Genomic DNA, 15,019 nt, shown 5'->3' with positions numbered 1-15,019 from the left:
GCGAGCCATGACGCGAACCTTGCGGAAATCTAACGGCGCACTTGGAGATTGATTTTCACACTTTCGGATGATAGTGATCGATTTTCGCAGACGGTGAATGAAACACGCAACCCGGTCTGGACCCGGTGATCGCGGTTCACAGGAGTAGGCATGGGTGAGTGGTTTACGCGACCGGTGACGGACTTTCGCGGCCGCCCCTTGCCGGAGCCAGGTGAACCCGCCGGATATGCCGCTTTGGCTGAGCACTATGAGCTGGCAGCGCCGCTTCCACAACGTCTGGCGGCCATTGCCGAGCGTCATCATCCACAATCGACTGACGAATGGCTGTTGCTGACGCCACGCCATCGGCCACCGCCCACCTTGGAAAACCAATTAATCTTCGCCTTCCGCTACGAAGGGGTCGATCTCCAAGTCCTGTTTCAGCTTTTCAGCGCGATCAAGGCAGCCGACATTGAAACCATTGTGCGTCGCGCGCCAACCGGTTCCTTCGCGCGGCGCCTGTGGTTCTTATACGAATGGCTGACAGGAGAGACACTTGAGATTGCAGATCCGGGCAAGGTCCGTCTCGTTCCCATTATCGATACGGACCAGCAGTTCGCATTGAGCAAGGGGGATCCTTCCGCCCGGCACAAGATCGTCAACAATCTGCCCGGGACGCCAACCTTCTGTCCTCTGGTCACCAAGACGGCGGGGCTTGTCGAGATGGCCGGCAAGGCGCTGGGCGAGCGAGCTCGAGCCGCCATGGGGCGGGTTCGACCGGATCTGATCGCACGCGCGGCCGCATTCATTCTCCTCAACGATTCACGTTCGTCCTTCGCCATCGAGGGCGAACGCCCCTCCGGGCCGCGCGCCGCCCGCTGGGGCCAGGCAATTGCACAGGCCGGAACGCGACCGCTCAACCTCGAAGAGCTCAACCGTCTCCAGCGCATCGTAATCGGAGATGATCGCTTCGTTCGACTCGGCTTGCGACGCGATGGCGGCTTCGTGGGTGTCCATGATCGCGAAAGCAATCTGCCCATTCCCGATCACATAAGCGCGCGCCACGAGGATCTTTCGGATCTGATCGACGGCCTTGCGGCCTTCTCCGACCGGGCGACGCGTGGTGGCATGGATCCGGTTGTGACGGCCGCTTGCCTCGCCTTCGGCTTTATCTATATTCACCCTTATGTGGACGGGAACGGGCGGCTGCATCGCTGGCTCATCCACCACGCGCTTGCAGCCGCCGCTTATAGTCCGCCGGGACTGGCCTTTCCGGTGAGCGCCGCGATCCTGCGCAGGCTCGATGAATATCGCGCCGTATTGGAATCCTACTCGAGGCCGCTTCTTCCATATATTGAATGGCGCCCGACGGCGTCAGGCAATGTCGAGGTGTTGAACGACACAATGCCGTTCTATCGGTATTTCGATGCCACGGCGCACGCAGCCTTCCTTTACGCCTGTGTCGAGCAAACCATCGAAGAGGACCTACCGCACGAGGTTTGGTTCCTCCAGGCATTCGATGCCTTCAACCAGGCGGTCCAGGAGATCGTCGACATGCCGGTGGGCAAGGTCGAGCTTTTACACAAATTCCTCGCCCAGAACGACGGGCGGCTGTCACAGCGCGCGCAAACGAAGGAGTTTGTTGCCCTGACGACTGATGAGATTGGCCGCATCGAAGCCGCTTACGCAGAAACATTCGGAAGACAGCATTGAGATGGCGGATTGCCGACGAGAATGCTGTTTGTCCACGCGACAGCAGCCCCTCGATGACGCATCTCAGACAACTTCGAGAGTCGCGGCCGCGCCCACTATATCGGCCGAAACCGACAGGTCAGCATCCGCATCCTGTCCCCGCCGGGCTCGAAAATCAGATCGGTGCGGGCGGCGCGACCTGGCTCGATTAACCGTTGCAGGTCAACACCCTCCTCCCGTGGCAAGCTTGATGTCGGACCCGCTGCCACCTCCTCCCGGCAGCGGGTTCTTTCATGCGATCAATGCGTCACGATAGGCATCGGGCTTCTCAGAACCCAGTGCCCGGATCCAGGTCATGTCGGCCGTCATACTCACAGCGTGGAGGGCTTTAAAGTCTCCACCTGTACGCCCGCCGCCCACCGCCGGGAGTTGCGGGACGGACTTCTGGAGCGCGATTCAAAGGCGTATGCTCACTTGGGGATAGCCGACGCGACTTTTTCTCAAAGTGACGCGTTCCAAAGACGATTTACGCCGCAGTTACAACTCCCAGGGTGCGAGGATCTGGAACATAAAGCGCAACCGCTCGTTCAAATAGCGGCAGGGGCCAGCGGAATTGGTAATCGGCCGGCACGCAAAGGGCTTACAAATGGCTAGAAGCCTGCCTTGGAGCACGGAACTCCATTTCGATTTGGCTTACTCGCCCAAAGACCATTCCACGCGATCCGCCTTTTAGCGCACTCCCGAAAATGTTGAGCATCTATCCTCAGGCCAGCGCCCCGGAAGCGACTGAAAAGGCGCTCTGGCTGGATCTTATCGACCCTGACACGGCCGAGGTCAAAGAGGTCGAGGGGATGGCCGGCGTTGCAGTCCCAACCCGGGAAAATCTCAGCGAGATCGAAACGTCTAGCCGACTAAAGGCCCGCGATGGCGTGCTTACCATGAGCGTTCCGATGGTCACCCATGTCGAAGGAGGCCCGCCGCTGGTTGCTCCCCTCGGCTTTGTGCTCTCGCGCGACCACTTGATCACTGTTCGCTTCTCGGCTTTGCCGGCCTTTGACGCAGTTGCTGGACGCTTCACCGATTCGGGAGAGCCGCCGACCTCGAGCCTTGAGGTGTTCCTAGATCTCTGTGATGAGCTTGTCGACCGCCTCGCCGACGGCCTTGAGCAGGCGGCGACGGACCTTCGTACCCTTTCTTCAACCGCCTTTCATGTACCGGACAGCCATGGTCGCAAGGCGATCCGCTCAAACAATGTCATTCGCGCGCAGCTCCGCCATGTTGGCAGGCTGGGTGACGCTCTCTCGGAAAAGCGTGATGCGCTACTTGCTCTTGGACGCGCCATCGATTTTGCCTGCGGGATGACCGCGGGCTGGGGCGATGGAGAACTCGCGTCCCGTATGGATGGCCTCAAGCTCGACGTCGCGTCGCTCGACAATTACGAGGTCCATCTCTCCGACAAGGTGCAGTTCCTGCTCGACGCAATGGTTGGACTAATCGGCATTGCGCAAAACGACATCTTCAAAATCCTCACCATCGTCTCGATCGTCGGCATTCCGCCAACCCTGATGGCGAGCATCTATGGCATGAATTTCAAGAGCATGCCCGAATACGATTGGGCCTTCGGCTATCCCTATGGTTTGGGAATGATCGCTCTCAGCGCAATTATTCCGCTGGCGTGGTTCAAATGGCGGGGTTGGTTCTAGGAGACGTCCATTCATGCGGAGGGAGTGGCAAGGCTCCCTCCGAGCCTGATATGACGTGGTTTGAGGATTTCGCTCCCTGTGACAGGGCGAAGTCAGAAATGTTCTGTCGCTCCAACCGCTGCTCGCCGTCGTTCCGATACCAAGCTCGAAGAGGCTTTCCTCAAGAGCCCGGAATTGCGCAAATCGCAAAATCGCTACCTCGTTGGTGACCTGCGAGGATGCCGCGTTCCTGCTGTGGTCGAGCGGTCTACAGGGCGATTGCTAACGCCTGCTCGCGCGCCGGAGGCCAGCTCGGCCGGGCATTTTGATAGGAGCCGATAGCTTGGGCCTAAGGTGCCCGTCGCTCTTAGGTGACAGGCATCTTCGGTCGACAGAAGAGGCCGAGCCGGTTCGGCTTGGCTGGCAAGGTTTCGCGACTGGGCCTCTCCACCGCGTCGTGAGACGCGTTGTCAGTTTGCGCTGGCGACGGGCGCCACCAGCGGCGTGATGCGGCGGATAGCGACACGACGGTTCTGTCGTTCGGGCCCCGTCGTATTCACCTTAAGGTAGCTCTCGCCGTAGCCTTGGGTCGTCAGGTTCTCTGGCGCGATGCCAAAGGCATTGGTGAGGGCCTCGGCGACTGCCTCGGCTCGCTGGTCGGACAATGCCAGGTTTGCATTGTCGCTGCCGACCGCATCGGTGTGGCCCTCGATCAAGAAGGTTTCCGCCGGGTTCTTCTTCAGCAGCCGCTCCATTGCGTCCGCCACGCCTTGCAGTTTTTTGACTTCGCTGTCCGAGATCGCCGCCGAACCGGTCTCGAAATTCAACGTGTCGAGATCAACACGCCGGGCGATGTCGCGCACACGCGCCGAGCGTTTGACCTCGTCGACCGAGTAGAGGCGCTGGACCTTTTCCACGGGCGGTTGTTCAAGGAAGGTGTAGTAGTCGCCAGGATCCTCTACCAAATCCGACTCCAGGATATATTGCTTGCGCGGGATGGTTAGCCGCATCGGCGGCAAGTCATCTCCAGGATCGCGCCAATCCTGCACGTCCTGGTAATACCTCTCGTCGACATAGCTTAACACATACTGGCGGCCGTCCGGCGTGATGCGAGAGCGCTGGATGACGTCTCCGTTGCGGTTGCGGATGGTGACGATTTGGTTGCCGTTGTCGCGAACGATCGTCTCGCGTGTGCGGCCGTCCTGCAGGTCCTCGTAATACACGTCCTTGGCACCACGATTCATGCGCGGTGCTTCGTTGCTTTCGACGATGGTCCTGTTGTTGAACTGGATGATGAACCGGCCGCCAATTTTCGTGAGGACATCGGCGCCTTTCGGACGCTCCGGCGCCTGGATATCCGGCGCCTTGTCACGGCGGGTGCCCTTTTCCTCGGTCACCGGGACGATCTTCTCAGGCTTGATCTCCTGCTGCGCTGCCTGGTCGTCTGCAGGCGGTGGTCCGCCATCTACCGGGGTAGCCGGGGGCGCGGGGTTCTGACCGCCGTCGCTCTGTTGAGCAGGCGGTTTGCCGTCCTTGCCCGGACGTTTTGCATCCTTTTCGCTGTCGAGGATTGGTGCCGCGTTCGGATCTGCCGGCGCCGCGCCCTGGACTGGCTTTTCGCTTTGGGAGGGCGCCGGCGGCTCACCATTGGCTGGCTTTTCGGAAGATGTAGCAGGTGGCTGGTCGGTTGCAGGTTGCCCTCCAGTCACGGGCTGCTGTGGTGCGGGGTGCTCAGCGGCAGGCTCCTCGGCGGCAGGCTTCTTTTCGGGTTTGTTCGTCGGTACTGCCGGCTGTTCGCCGACGGCCGGGGCAGGCTCGCCAGCCGGCGCAGGCTGGGACGAAGGCGCCGGCGCGGCCGGCTGAGCAGGCTGTTCTTTCGCGGACGGTTCAACCGGCTGGGTTGGTTCTGGAATTGGAGTTGCCTCGGACGCCGGGGCTGCCCCGTTTGGCTTTGGAGTAGGCTGTGGTTCGGTCGCTGGAAGAGGAGCAGCATTTTCGGAAGGAGCCTGTTGCCTCAGCGCGCAGGCTTCGGCGGACTCGCCCTCCTTACATTTCAGCTTGATAAAAACAGGCGGTGCTGATGCGACGCGTGCGGTACCGAAGGCTGCGCTGCTGAGCGGGGCCCCGAACGGTGCTGAGGCGATAAGCAAACCCAGTGCGGTGCTGGCCAAAATCTTTGGTCGGCGTGTCATTTGAATTCTCCGTTGGTGTCCCGTCGCTATCCAAACTGGGCACTGCCACATTCGTTCCGCTCGTTCCGAATGATAAGCTCCCCCAACAGAAACGAGGGGGATACTTCGGAAGAGGGCCGCAAGTTGCCGCCAGGCGATTTGGAGCAGAGCGGCCGCGCGGTGTTGTGGTCGGCGCACCACAGGGCGATGGCTACACGCGCCTGCAGCGAGGGAAACACCGTCTCGTTGAGCAGTTCATCGGGCCGTCGGCCGTTGAAGCTCTCGGTGAAGCCATTCTGCATCGGCTTGCCGGACGCAAACGTAATGCCATTCGAGGCGGCTCTGATCCGCCAGGAAAGGATGGCGTTCGAGTGAACTGGCTGCCATTGTCGCTGACGATCATCCTCGGCCGACCGCGATCGGTGATGAGCCGGCCTAATTCGCGGGCAATCCGCATGCCCGAGAGAGACGTATCAACGATGAGTGCCAGGCTCTCTCGTGCCGTCGTCGACGACGGCCAAGATGCGAAAGCGTCGCCCGTCGGTGAACTCCCATACTAAGCGACCAGCGCTCGTCGGGCCTCAGCGGCACCAGCATCGGCGCCCGATCGCTCGTCCCGATAGAACCGGAAAACTTGGGGGCCGGCCAAGGCGGAAAATGAGGTCCGCCGCCGAGGTTGGCTACCAGACGGGCCGCAGTTTTATATGCTTTGATCGCGGAAGAGGTAGGCGCTCATATAAGCGTAGGGCAGCGGCGTGGTCTAGGGGCTTTTTGCGGCGGCTGCCGCTGGGCTGACCGATCTGGCCGAGGCGCGGTGTCGGCTGAACTTTGGGCGCAAGCTACTTTGATAGGCAAATCGCCGTCTGCCGCTCAGCCAATGAGTGGCGACCTGCACGCGGACTGCATCGCCATTCCTCCAGTCAGACGGCTGTTCGATTGAGGAATCGGCGTTATGCCGGAACAGAGTTCAGAGGCCGACGTTTATTCTCAGGTCACGCGTTTTGCGCGTGTCGAACTAGACGGAGGAAATTGAGATGAAGATCAAAATGCTTACGATGGGCACGATGGCGCTCGCAATGATGACGGGCTCGGCCCTCGCTGGTAACACTTCCGCACTCGACGATCCGGCCAAAATGTCACCGTTCTTTACCGATGCCGGCATGAAAACGTTGAAGTCGGAAGCGGATTTCAAGACGGCGTGGGCGGCGATGAAGCCGGATGAACAAAAGGCAGTGCTGAAAGACTGCGGCGACACCACGATCAACAAGTCGCACGCTGATTTCTGCGCCATGGCGAAGAAGATGGGCGGCTGACCTAGCCGTTCCTCAACGCCGAACGATGAAGGCGGACCAAGTCCGCCTTCATCAACTCGCAGGCTGCTCACGCGGCTGATCGCCTGCCAAGTGGACACGCGGGCCCTTCGCTCCGGAATCTGCCCTACCCGTCAAGTCCCAAAATCTTACCCTGTGCTCCTACGCTTATTGATCTGCTACAAACCCTACCAAGGCATAAAAGCCGGAACAGAGCCAGTAGCAGGTAGTAAGTGGCATCGGCGGGCCACGAGCAGCCAATACGAACGCCGTGGCTGTTGAGACAGCCGCGCAAATGAATGACCTTGAAGCTGTCAAAGTCGCGGACCTGATTTGCACTGACGTAATAGTCGGCCCGGCCACCCGCCTTCAGCTAGTGAGGCGCCGGATTTTGGCGAACCGACGCTAGGAGCGACTGAGATCAATCCGACTGATCAATGGTCTTGCCTGTCGCCGGGTCCTTATCGACTGTCGTCAAGCGCATCCGATTGTCGCCAACTTTTTCCAGCCTCAGCTGGGCCGTACGGTCGCCAATTAGCTACCTTTGCCCAATGATGCCGAGAACCAGTGCGTTGCCTGAGCGACTGCCACTGAGGCCAGCAGGGCCTGTGCTCGATCCGGTGTATTTGCACGTATAGGTTTTGCCATTCGTCTTGACGTCGGCGCCGATCGCCCGCGAGAAAACCACGTACCCTGTACACTTGCCGTTAAGCGCCAAAGAGCTGTCAGTCGCGTCAGATGCAAATTTGCAGTTGATTTTGATGGGTCGGGAATCGGCGTCGACCTTGACCGTGCCCTTGCCAGCCCAGCTTCCGGTAAACGATTTCAAAAAGGCGCCGTCAGCGGCCTGAGCAGGCGCTGCAATGCAGAGCACCGCTGCGGCTAGCCATTCAATGGATTTTGTCATGATAAAGTCCTTCAGTTCGGCGCAGGCGAAAAGACGATCATAGCGCGGGCGCGATACAGTTTTGAGTTTCGGTCGAATGATGCGCCCTAGGCGCTGGCACTGCCTTCTCTATCTCCCGAGCAGAATGGCCGGTGAGCTCCTTCGCGATTTCGCCAACCAGAACGTCCGATAATTTCTGATGATAGTGCTTGCGCAGTTCGCCAAGCGTTCGAGGAGCGGCGATGATTATCAGGTTGGCGATTTGTCCGCCGAGGACCTGTCGGTTGAGCAGATCGGCCGTTCCGGCTGCGAAACTGTTCTCCTCGACCTGACTATTGTCCGGATTGGCGGAGCTGCTCAGATGACGCGCACCCGATCCCTTGTTCTCGTTTGCCACGTCACCCACGACCGAGGCCATCAGCTTTGGATTGGCTTCGTCTCCTGCATTGCGAAACAGATTGAGCCTCTCGCCATCGGCCACAGCAACGGTCGCGCCTTTAGGAAAATCCATGTCCAAATGTTCTCCGAGATTGCGCCAGCCGTTGGCTATTCGGTTTGAAGGCCTGCTGACGTCAGTCTATAATGGATCCTTGGACCTGGGCATTTTGTCCATGCCGCCGACCGGGGAGCGGCGCCGACCGGCCGCAAGCCCCCAATCGCACGGGGGCTTGTTGCGCTGGAACGAATGTCGTTGCGCCCCGTCGCTGAGAGATGGACGGAGGCTGCGCTGTTGCTGATGGAAAAGTGGCCTCAAGAGCACCGGGACGCGTTGCAGGCCAGCATTGGCTCACTGGGTTCGGAGGACGAGGTGGAGAATGCCGGCAGGCGTTTTTGGCGGCTGAGGAGGAGGCGGGCTGACCGTGCAAGGCGTGCACAACGAGGGCGCTTCATCGCGGCGTTCTGTAGAACAGTTAAAATCGTCATATATCGCCGAGGAGAAACGACGGGGATCGTGGAGATAGGGACGAGCAAGAAGACTTTCTCATCCGCTTCCTGGCCCGCGAAACCGGGACTAGGCAAGCCCAGGCGCGAACTGACCGATATGGTCGTGGATCTGCGAGAGGCCAGAATACTGAAGGCGCAGCGATGAGACGCCGGGATCTGGCAATGGTGCGGAAGGAGTGCGCCGGCTAGGCTGATGATGGGGATGCTGGACAGCCCACAACCTAGGCAGGCTGGCGTTCAGTGCCTGACGATGTCGTCGTGCAGTGAATTAGCCGTTTGATTGTTGAACGCCCATGTTTCCTCGACAGGTCGAAACTCGTTGCGCCGCAATCAGACAGGGTCCCTCAACGATTGCCAGGAAGCCGTTCATCGACGGAAAATAGGCCATCATACCGGCAGTGAATTTCATCGCCCCTGTAAAGAGTGCGCCGGCTCGCGGCTCAAGCAGGCTGGACCGGACCCCGCATCGCCACCTTGGCGTGAGGACCAGGTGCTTTGGGACTACGGGCGAACCGGCCGTGCACATGTCCGGTTCGCGGCGCGAGGACTGGGCAAATGATCTGCGATTTTTCTCATATGCTGGATGAATTGAGCTAATAGAAACGCCAGCTTCTGGTTCACAGCATCAGAGTTTGTCCTTAGCCCCCTTTGTGAGTTTTCATGACGACAACCGCGGAACATCTCAAACCACTGCTTTGGGAACCCAAGAACCTGGTCCGAGCCATCGAAGCCGCAGGGGTCGCCCTGTGGTCGTGGAACGTGGACAGCGACGCGTTGGCCATGGATGACCGCGCCTATGACCTTTGGGGCGTACCGCGCACGACAGACGTCAAGTTTGAAGACCTTTCCGCCCACATCCATCCTGCCGACCGCGACCGAGTGCGGGCGGCCTTCAATGCCACGCGAGCGATTGTCGGGCCCTATGAGATCGACTTCCGGATCATGATCGGCGACGAACTCAAATGGATTTCCGCGCGCGGTCAAGGTGACGACGAAGGGATCGTCCAGCGGCTGATGTTTGGCATCTTCATTGATGTGACCGGCCGCAAACAGGCGGAAGAAAGCCGCGAGCTTCTGGCCGGCGAAATGAGCCATCGCGTCAAGAACCTGCTGACCATAGCCTCCGGCCTTACTGCCATTACCTCGCGTTCGACGACGACGACCAATGACATGGCGCGCGAGCTTACACAGCGGTTGACTGCGCTGGGGCGAGCCCATGATTTGGTACGGCCGGTGCCCGGCCAGACGGAGGCCGCCTCGGCGCTGCTTGGCGACCTGCTTACGGTACTGCTGGCGCCTTATGACGATCTTGGAGCGTTTAGCGGCCGCATCAGGGTGTCGGTGCCAAGGATGAGCGTCGGTGAATCATCGGCAACTATCCTGGCGCTTATCATTCACGAGCTTGCAACCAACTCTCTCAAATACGGGGCGTTGTCTACCGAGACGGGGACGCTGGACGTTTCCTGCTCGGCGCATGACGACGACGTCACCATCGTCTGGACAGAAAGCGGCGGACCGCTCGTTGAGGCACCTGCAGGTCCGCCCGGCTACGGCAGCAGATTGGTCGAGCGCAGCGTAACTGGGCATCTGCGCGGCTCGATCGCTTATGACTGGTCAAAACATGGCCTGGTCGTCACGCTGAAAATCCAGCCGCAGCGCCTCGCACAATAACCGCGCTCGCCTTCAAAGGTCGAAGCTGGTGATCGAGACCGACCTGCCCACGCCATGGAGGCGGAAGAACTGGCAGGGCGGCCATGTCAAGTTGAGAGGTCGCGAAAACTTGCCGCTATGGCTGCGTTGTCATACGGCTTGGCATAAAACAGGCTGCCTTTCGTAAGGTCCGTGACCGACACCGCGCGATGGCCTGACGGCGCTACAATCCTGATGGGTGGCCAGCGGTCTCGCACAGCGGCAGAAAGCTTTATGCCATCCATGCTCCCCGGCATGTCGATATCGGTGAACATGAGCTTGATCTGGGGATTGGTTTCGAGCAAGTCGATTGCATCATCAGCTTTGGCCGCCTCCAAGACCTCAAAACCCTCGCCGAGGAGGAAATCCGCAATGTCCAGGCGGATTAGCGGCTCGTCCTCGACAACCAACACTAGGTGGCATTGGACCCCGCTGCCAAAATGATGCTGGCGGTCCACAACTCTGTTGCGCCCAGATCGCTTCACAAAAACTTGCACTACAGGCATTTAGCGCCAAGAGCTGAAGTTCGCGCCGTACTAACTGAACGGGCAAGGGATTTGGATTTGGGCAGGTGATGCTTCGCGTCCGACGCTCCTCACGCATGCGGGCTTTTATTGGCTGTCGCGATGAACGCGGTCAATTCCTCTTCGACCCGAGCAACACACCGATCTAAAAATGAGCCGATCGGCGGCCCCAGCCTGCATGAATTTGCATCAAGGTGGCGCAGCAGCCAGTTCGATGGTTCGGGGGATGGGGACAGTCCTTTTTGTTCCGCGGCCACGCAGCCACGCAGATGAGAAACATCTCATACCCGAAAAGAGTTGCCGCCAAATAAGTGACTTCGTCGACGAATTCACGACCCCGTCATCCAGGCGGAGCGACAATAATTGACAGCCCTTGCAGGGCAGGTTGCCGAATGAAGCTCCACCGCTATCGACGCCCGCGGCCACCGCGGTGGCTGGCGGTCATATCAGCGCAGGAAGCGCAGTAAGGAACGTGGCTGCGCCAATTCATGAGATGTCAGCCAAGCACCACCAGAAAGCTAACGGCTGTCACGAAAATTGGTGCGAGCAACCAACGCGCTCGACCAACGCCTTCATCCACCTGTTTCTCTGAATCTAGAGAAACAACTAAATAAGGCCTAGGTCGTTCCGCCTATTCAGGGGGCGTAGGACTATTGCGTTATTCAATGGTACTTAGTCCAAACCTTCGCAGGCTTGGTCCTGCAACCGTCCGCTTGCAGGGATCGGACCATCCGAACAACAACCGGGTCATACGGGACTTTTTCCGATTTGCTGTAATTTATGGTGAAGAGTGCGGCTCGTTCGTCGCAGAGCTCGATAGCACGGACATATCGAATCTGGCCATTCTTAATGCCGGAGTAGCTCGCCCACCTCGGCGTAACTCGCCGATAGGTCAGCTTCCATCCGACCTTTTCGTCCTCAATCATGCGGTGCTCGACCTCGGAACGGAAACTGGCGATCCCGAGTCTAGCACCCCAGACAGCAAGGAAGGCATCGTTCTGGCCTTGAAAAGCCGCGCCTTGGTCCGAACGCTGCGTCAGGACAAAACCCGGCGGAACATCAAAAGTAAAACCGAACTGCCGGAGGCCGAACTGCTGCCACGCCTGGGCCTGAAGAAGTGTGGTGCAAAATAGGACCGGAATGAGGCTGAGCAGAAAACGTACCATGACAGGAAAAGGGTAGCCCCGCGATTCCGTTCCATCAGCAACAGATTATATTCCCAAGACGACTGGGCCAGATCAGGATGCGCCTTAGCGGCCGAGCGCCTTGAAAGCGTAATCAACTTCCGAGGGCGATGACGGTCCAACTGGAGCAGCAGCCGCCCGTTGTTGAGCCGACCCCGCGACATCAACGAGAATGCGATTGCTCCGTATGCGCAGGCGATGCCGGCGCCGACGCCGACATGACCGCCGGCGGCCGCGCCCGACACGTTGCCACGGATGCGCTATGACGACCGTCCCGGCAAGCTCAGCGTCGCGGCGGGCTGCGGCTTCTGGCGGGATTCGAGCGCCTTGGTCTTCGGCGCGGGCTACACGACGAGGACGGGCCGCAGCGAGGCCGCGGCCAGGCCTATCGCCGCCGCCTGGCGGGCTTCGTCGCGTAATGCCCTCGATGTCGGTATTGAGCTGGCTGAGCTTCTGGTCGGTATAGTTGTTGGCTCGCGCAGCCTTCCACGCAGCTTCGTCTGCGGCGGGCACATGGCGGACAGAGCGCTGGCCGATCGAAGACCGATCTTCGATAAGGCGCTGGAACTCAATGTCCGCGAGACCCTGGCTCGCAGCAACGGGTTTGCTTGATAGGTTTCATCGAGCCTCTACACAAAAGACCTCATGTCCGCCGTCCAACGCTACAGCAGACTAATCGACGTCAATGCGGCGGAGTTCAATCGAATGAGGGCATGATCCGCGACCGTGTTGCCTCATTCGACTTCAATAACTTTCCGCGACGGCTTTTTGGCGGGGGCGCGCCGCCTCCTAACCGGAGTTAGGGTCTCCGCGGGCTGTGCCGAAAGACGTAGCGCCCGCAATCGCGCTGTCTTTGCATTTCGCGCTTTCGTCTCCGCTTCGACTAACCGCTTCGCCTCTCGATCGGCGCGCTCGATGCGCTCTTTGTCGATCCGTCGTTGGGTCAAGATAGCCTCCCTGGCTAACTGACATAGGAAATTATCGCTTGCGAAAATTGTTCCTTGGTCCGTCAATTTCGTGACCGCACGGACCATATCGAGGATTCCCGCAGGCTTGACTAGGAACGTGCGCTATCGGAAAGCGTTGTCGACCTCTTTCGGTGCCAGAGCCGAATGCACAACGAAGGGCGCGCCGTCTGCAAGAAGTTTCTTTGCTACTAGACGCTTTGGCCGCGCTAGGGGGATGTCTAGAATTACGACATTCGGCCAACGAGTATCTAGGACCTCGTTGTTGCGCCGAGATATCCGGCTTTCGCCCAAGACCTCCCAGGTCCCAACTGATCAACTCATCTTCTTCAAGCACAAGCACAAGGGCGCCGGCATCACGGAGAAATGGTTTGTCGCGGGAAGGGATCAAGAAAGCCTGCCTTCGCTCATCGGCACTCCGGACAGGCCATCGGCCGATTAATCCTCCCCCGGAAATTCTGCAGCGAAGCGTACCAAATCCTCTTCGCCGCGCAAGTGCTTCAGGCGGCCGATGATCCCGGACTAGACCCGTTGCGTCGCCGACCGCTTATACCCTCGGTCGCCGGCCCGGCATGCTCCTGGACCCGCTTCCACAGTCGCTCGCGGATACCCTGGCTGAAGTGACGAAGGCCGAGCCGGACATAGCGGCAGGTCGCCGGATCGGCCATCACGGCGAAGGCAAGCTTGCCGACTTCAAGCTCGAAGCCAAGCACTTCGTATTCGTCGACCTTTAGCCACTTCGTCGAAAGGCTGCTGCGGTCCTTGCTGTCACGGCGCTTCGATACCATTGCCTCGAGGCCGGCCTTGTCGAGCAGATGAAAGATTGCCTTGGTCCGCCCGGTAGTGGCTCGCTGAATTGAATCCGGGCGCCAGGCTCGATCATGCTGGCCAGGATCTCGCGCCGCTCCTCGACCGCCACGTCGCGCAGATCATGGCCATTGAGGTGCAGGCAGGTCCAAGGCGACGAAATAGAGATCATGCTGGCGACGCACGATCGCTTCCGCAGCTCGCCGAAGTCGGACGAACCCTGATGATCTCGCCGTCGACCAGGGCGCTTTCAACGGCCGGGCCAGCCTTGCACCAGGCCGCGATATTCGCCGTCCAGACATGGCCGTTTCGTGTGTAGATCTTCGTCCCGTCTCGGCGAACGGTAGCCGTCGAACTTCACTTCGTGAATCCAACCGTCGCCTTGCGGAGGCTGCTCGACATGCCCGAAATCATGCCTGACGACAAGAACAAGCTTGGCTATCACGATCGAAGCCGCGTGAGCGGCGACGAGGAATACGAGGTCGGCTATTTCGCGAGCAAATTCGGCCTGTCTATCCCGCAGGTTCGGCAGTTGATCGCAAAGCACGGCAACGACCGCGAGACGCTGGAACGGGAAGCCGAGGCCCTTAAGAGCCGGTAACAAGAGACCCCGTCCGACGAGGAACGAGGTGGCGACGAAGTTCCAGGTCCCCATATGGTAGGGGCCTGTGGTGGCTTCCGTATCATCGGAGCGCGAAGTGCCGAGACTGCGAAGCGAAGGTGCGCACACGTTATGCAAAAGCTTTCGATCTGGGCAAAATGGCTCGCTGGGCGACGCATTGTCGAAGCTGCGAGAGACCGTGGCACATGTCACCTCGTCGACCCCGTAAGCCTGCGCGACTGTCGCGGGTCTTTAGTCAAAGCCCGGCGCTACAGTCGGCCCGGAACGCGGGGCCCCGGTTTCTTCGGCTATAACGAGAAGCGCCTCCAACGTGACGGCGATACCTGACATCAGTGCGGAAAATCGGTGTTCCCACCGGGCAACGCAAGTTCGTCCACCCGACTAGCATGCTGGCACCCAGTTCCTTCAGCTTCCGGCGCAGGCCGTCGTCCATGGTCACTCTACGGTTCAGGCCCCAGATCAATGCGCGCTTAGACACCCAGTTCCGGCTTGTCAGCTATTTGAAACCGCGCATCTCCAACGGTGACGCTTGAGCCTGAAAAAGGTCAACCCGGTCAGCAGAA

11 protein-coding genes and 2 pseudogenes are annotated in these 15,019 nt (G+C 59.6%); 6 read left to right on the top strand and 7 right to left on the bottom strand.

Annotated elements, in window-relative coordinates:
* Positions 1–150 precede the first annotated feature (150 nt).
* Together JG746_RS36510 and JG746_RS36505 are read left to right on the top strand one after the other, a co-directional pair.
* Positions 151–1,692 carry a Fic family protein gene (locus JG746_RS36510; RefSeq protein ID WP_199200650.1) on the top strand — a complete coding sequence of 514 codons (1,542 nt, stop codon included), beginning with the start codon at positions 151–153 and terminating at the stop codon, positions 1,690–1,692.
* A gap of 725 nt (positions 1,693–2,417) precedes the next feature.
* Positions 2,418–3,374, top strand: a complete 957-nt coding sequence (locus JG746_RS36505) for a magnesium transporter CorA family protein (RefSeq protein ID WP_199200649.1) — start codon at positions 2,418–2,420, stop codon at positions 3,372–3,374.
* A 449-nt stretch (positions 3,375–3,823) separates the two neighbouring features.
* Here JG746_RS36505 and JG746_RS36500 read toward each other — a convergent pair whose 3' ends face one another.
* Entirely contained in the window at positions 3,824–5,545 is a 1,722-nt protein-coding gene (locus JG746_RS36500; protein ID WP_199200648.1) for an OmpA family protein, read from the bottom strand.
* A 149-nt stretch (positions 5,546–5,694) separates the two neighbouring features.
* A pseudogene (locus JG746_RS36495) lies at positions 5,695–6,148 on the bottom strand (integrase core domain-containing protein); the annotation flags it as partial.
* A 410-nt stretch (positions 6,149–6,558) separates the two neighbouring features.
* On the opposite strand from JG746_RS36495, the gene JG746_RS36490 reads away from it, so the two are divergent.
* Positions 6,559–6,837 carry a hypothetical protein gene (locus JG746_RS36490; protein ID WP_199200647.1) on the top strand — a complete coding sequence of 93 codons (279 nt, stop codon included), beginning with the start codon at positions 6,559–6,561 and terminating at the stop codon, positions 6,835–6,837.
* Positions 6,838–7,372: 535 nt separating this feature from the next.
* Here the strand turns inward: JG746_RS36490 and JG746_RS36485 are convergent.
* Both JG746_RS36485 and JG746_RS36480 read right to left on the bottom strand, forming a co-directional pair.
* Positions 7,373–7,741, bottom strand: coding sequence for a hypothetical protein (locus JG746_RS36485; RefSeq protein ID WP_342216577.1), 369 nt, complete (start codon positions 7,739–7,741; stop codon positions 7,373–7,375).
* Positions 7,742–7,778: 37 nt separating this feature from the next.
* On the bottom strand, positions 7,779–8,231 hold the full coding sequence (locus JG746_RS36480) for a host attachment family protein (RefSeq protein ID WP_199200646.1): 453 nt from the start codon (positions 8,229–8,231) through the stop codon (positions 7,779–7,781).
* Positions 8,232–9,325: 1,094 nt separating this feature from the next.
* Here JG746_RS36480 and JG746_RS36475 point away from each other — a divergent pair.
* Positions 9,326–10,336: a sensor histidine kinase gene (locus JG746_RS36475; RefSeq protein WP_199200643.1), complete on the top strand. Its 1,011-nt coding sequence runs from the start codon at positions 9,326–9,328 to the stop codon at positions 10,334–10,336.
* Positions 10,337–10,422: 86 nt separating this feature from the next.
* On the opposite strand, the gene JG746_RS36470 is transcribed toward JG746_RS36475, so the two are convergent.
* Both JG746_RS36470 and JG746_RS36465 read right to left on the bottom strand, forming a co-directional pair.
* A complete protein-coding gene (locus JG746_RS36470) occupies positions 10,423–10,767 on the bottom strand; it encodes a response regulator (protein ID WP_244731102.1) in 345 nt (114 codons plus the stop codon).
* A gap of 773 nt (positions 10,768–11,540) precedes the next feature.
* Complete coding sequence (locus JG746_RS36465; RefSeq protein ID WP_199200641.1) at positions 11,541–12,044, bottom strand: hypothetical protein; 504 nt, start codon at positions 12,042–12,044, stop codon at positions 11,541–11,543.
* 273 nt (positions 12,045–12,317) lie between these two features.
* On the opposite strand from JG746_RS36465, the pseudogene JG746_RS37980 reads away from it, so the two are divergent.
* Positions 12,318–12,428 (top strand): annotated as a pseudogene (locus JG746_RS37980) (YadA-like family protein); the annotation flags it as partial.
* Positions 12,429–13,527: 1,099 nt separating this feature from the next.
* Here JG746_RS37980 and JG746_RS37565 read toward each other — a convergent pair.
* Positions 13,528–13,815: a hypothetical protein gene (locus JG746_RS37565; RefSeq protein WP_244731058.1), complete on the bottom strand. Its 288-nt coding sequence runs from the start codon at positions 13,813–13,815 to the stop codon at positions 13,528–13,530.
* Positions 13,816–14,246: 431 nt separating this feature from the next.
* On the opposite strand from JG746_RS37565, the gene JG746_RS36450 reads away from it, so the two are divergent.
* Positions 14,247–14,435 carry a DUF3606 domain-containing protein gene (locus JG746_RS36450; RefSeq protein WP_199200638.1) on the top strand — a complete coding sequence of 63 codons (189 nt, stop codon included), beginning with the start codon at positions 14,247–14,249 and terminating at the stop codon, positions 14,433–14,435.
* The last annotated feature ends 584 nt before the right edge of the window (positions 14,436–15,019 follow it).

Source organism: Mesorhizobium sp. 113-3-3 (assembly GCF_016756495.1).
In the GTDB taxonomy this organism is placed as follows: domain Bacteria; phylum Pseudomonadota; class Alphaproteobacteria; order Rhizobiales; family Rhizobiaceae; genus Mesorhizobium.
This window is presented reverse-complemented; position numbering and strand designations above follow the sequence as displayed.

What these genes read in the sequence shown, in the direction of transcription:
- JG746_RS36475 (WP_199200643.1), top strand. Translation starts at nt 9,326, where the DNA reads ATGACGACAACCGCGGAACATCTCAAACCACTGCTTTGGGAACCCAAG.
- JG746_RS36490 (WP_199200647.1), top strand. Translation starts at nt 6,559, where the DNA reads ATGAAGATCAAAATGCTTACGATGGGCACGATGGCGCTCGCAATGATG.
- JG746_RS36480 (WP_199200646.1), bottom strand. Translation starts at nt 8,231, where the DNA reads ATGGATTTTCCTAAAGGCGCGACCGTTGCTGTGGCCGATGGCGAGAGG.
- JG746_RS36450 (WP_199200638.1), top strand. Translation starts at nt 14,247, where the DNA reads ATGCCTGACGACAAGAACAAGCTTGGCTATCACGATCGAAGCCGCGTG.
- JG746_RS36485 (WP_342216577.1), bottom strand. Translation starts at nt 7,741, where the DNA reads ATGACAAAATCCATTGAATGGCTAGCCGCAGCGGTGCTCTGCATTGCA.
- JG746_RS36505 (WP_199200649.1), top strand. Translation starts at nt 2,418, where the DNA reads ATGTTGAGCATCTATCCTCAGGCCAGCGCCCCGGAAGCGACTGAAAAG.
- JG746_RS36500 (WP_199200648.1), bottom strand. Translation starts at nt 5,545, where the DNA reads ATGACACGCCGACCAAAGATTTTGGCCAGCACCGCACTGGGTTTGCTT.
- JG746_RS37565 (WP_244731058.1), bottom strand. Translation starts at nt 13,815, where the DNA reads ATGGTATCGAAGCGCCGTGACAGCAAGGACCGCAGCAGCCTTTCGACG.
- JG746_RS36510 (WP_199200650.1), top strand. Translation starts at nt 151, where the DNA reads ATGGGTGAGTGGTTTACGCGACCGGTGACGGACTTTCGCGGCCGCCCC.
- JG746_RS36465 (WP_199200641.1), bottom strand. Translation starts at nt 12,044, where the DNA reads ATGGTACGTTTTCTGCTCAGCCTCATTCCGGTCCTATTTTGCACCACA.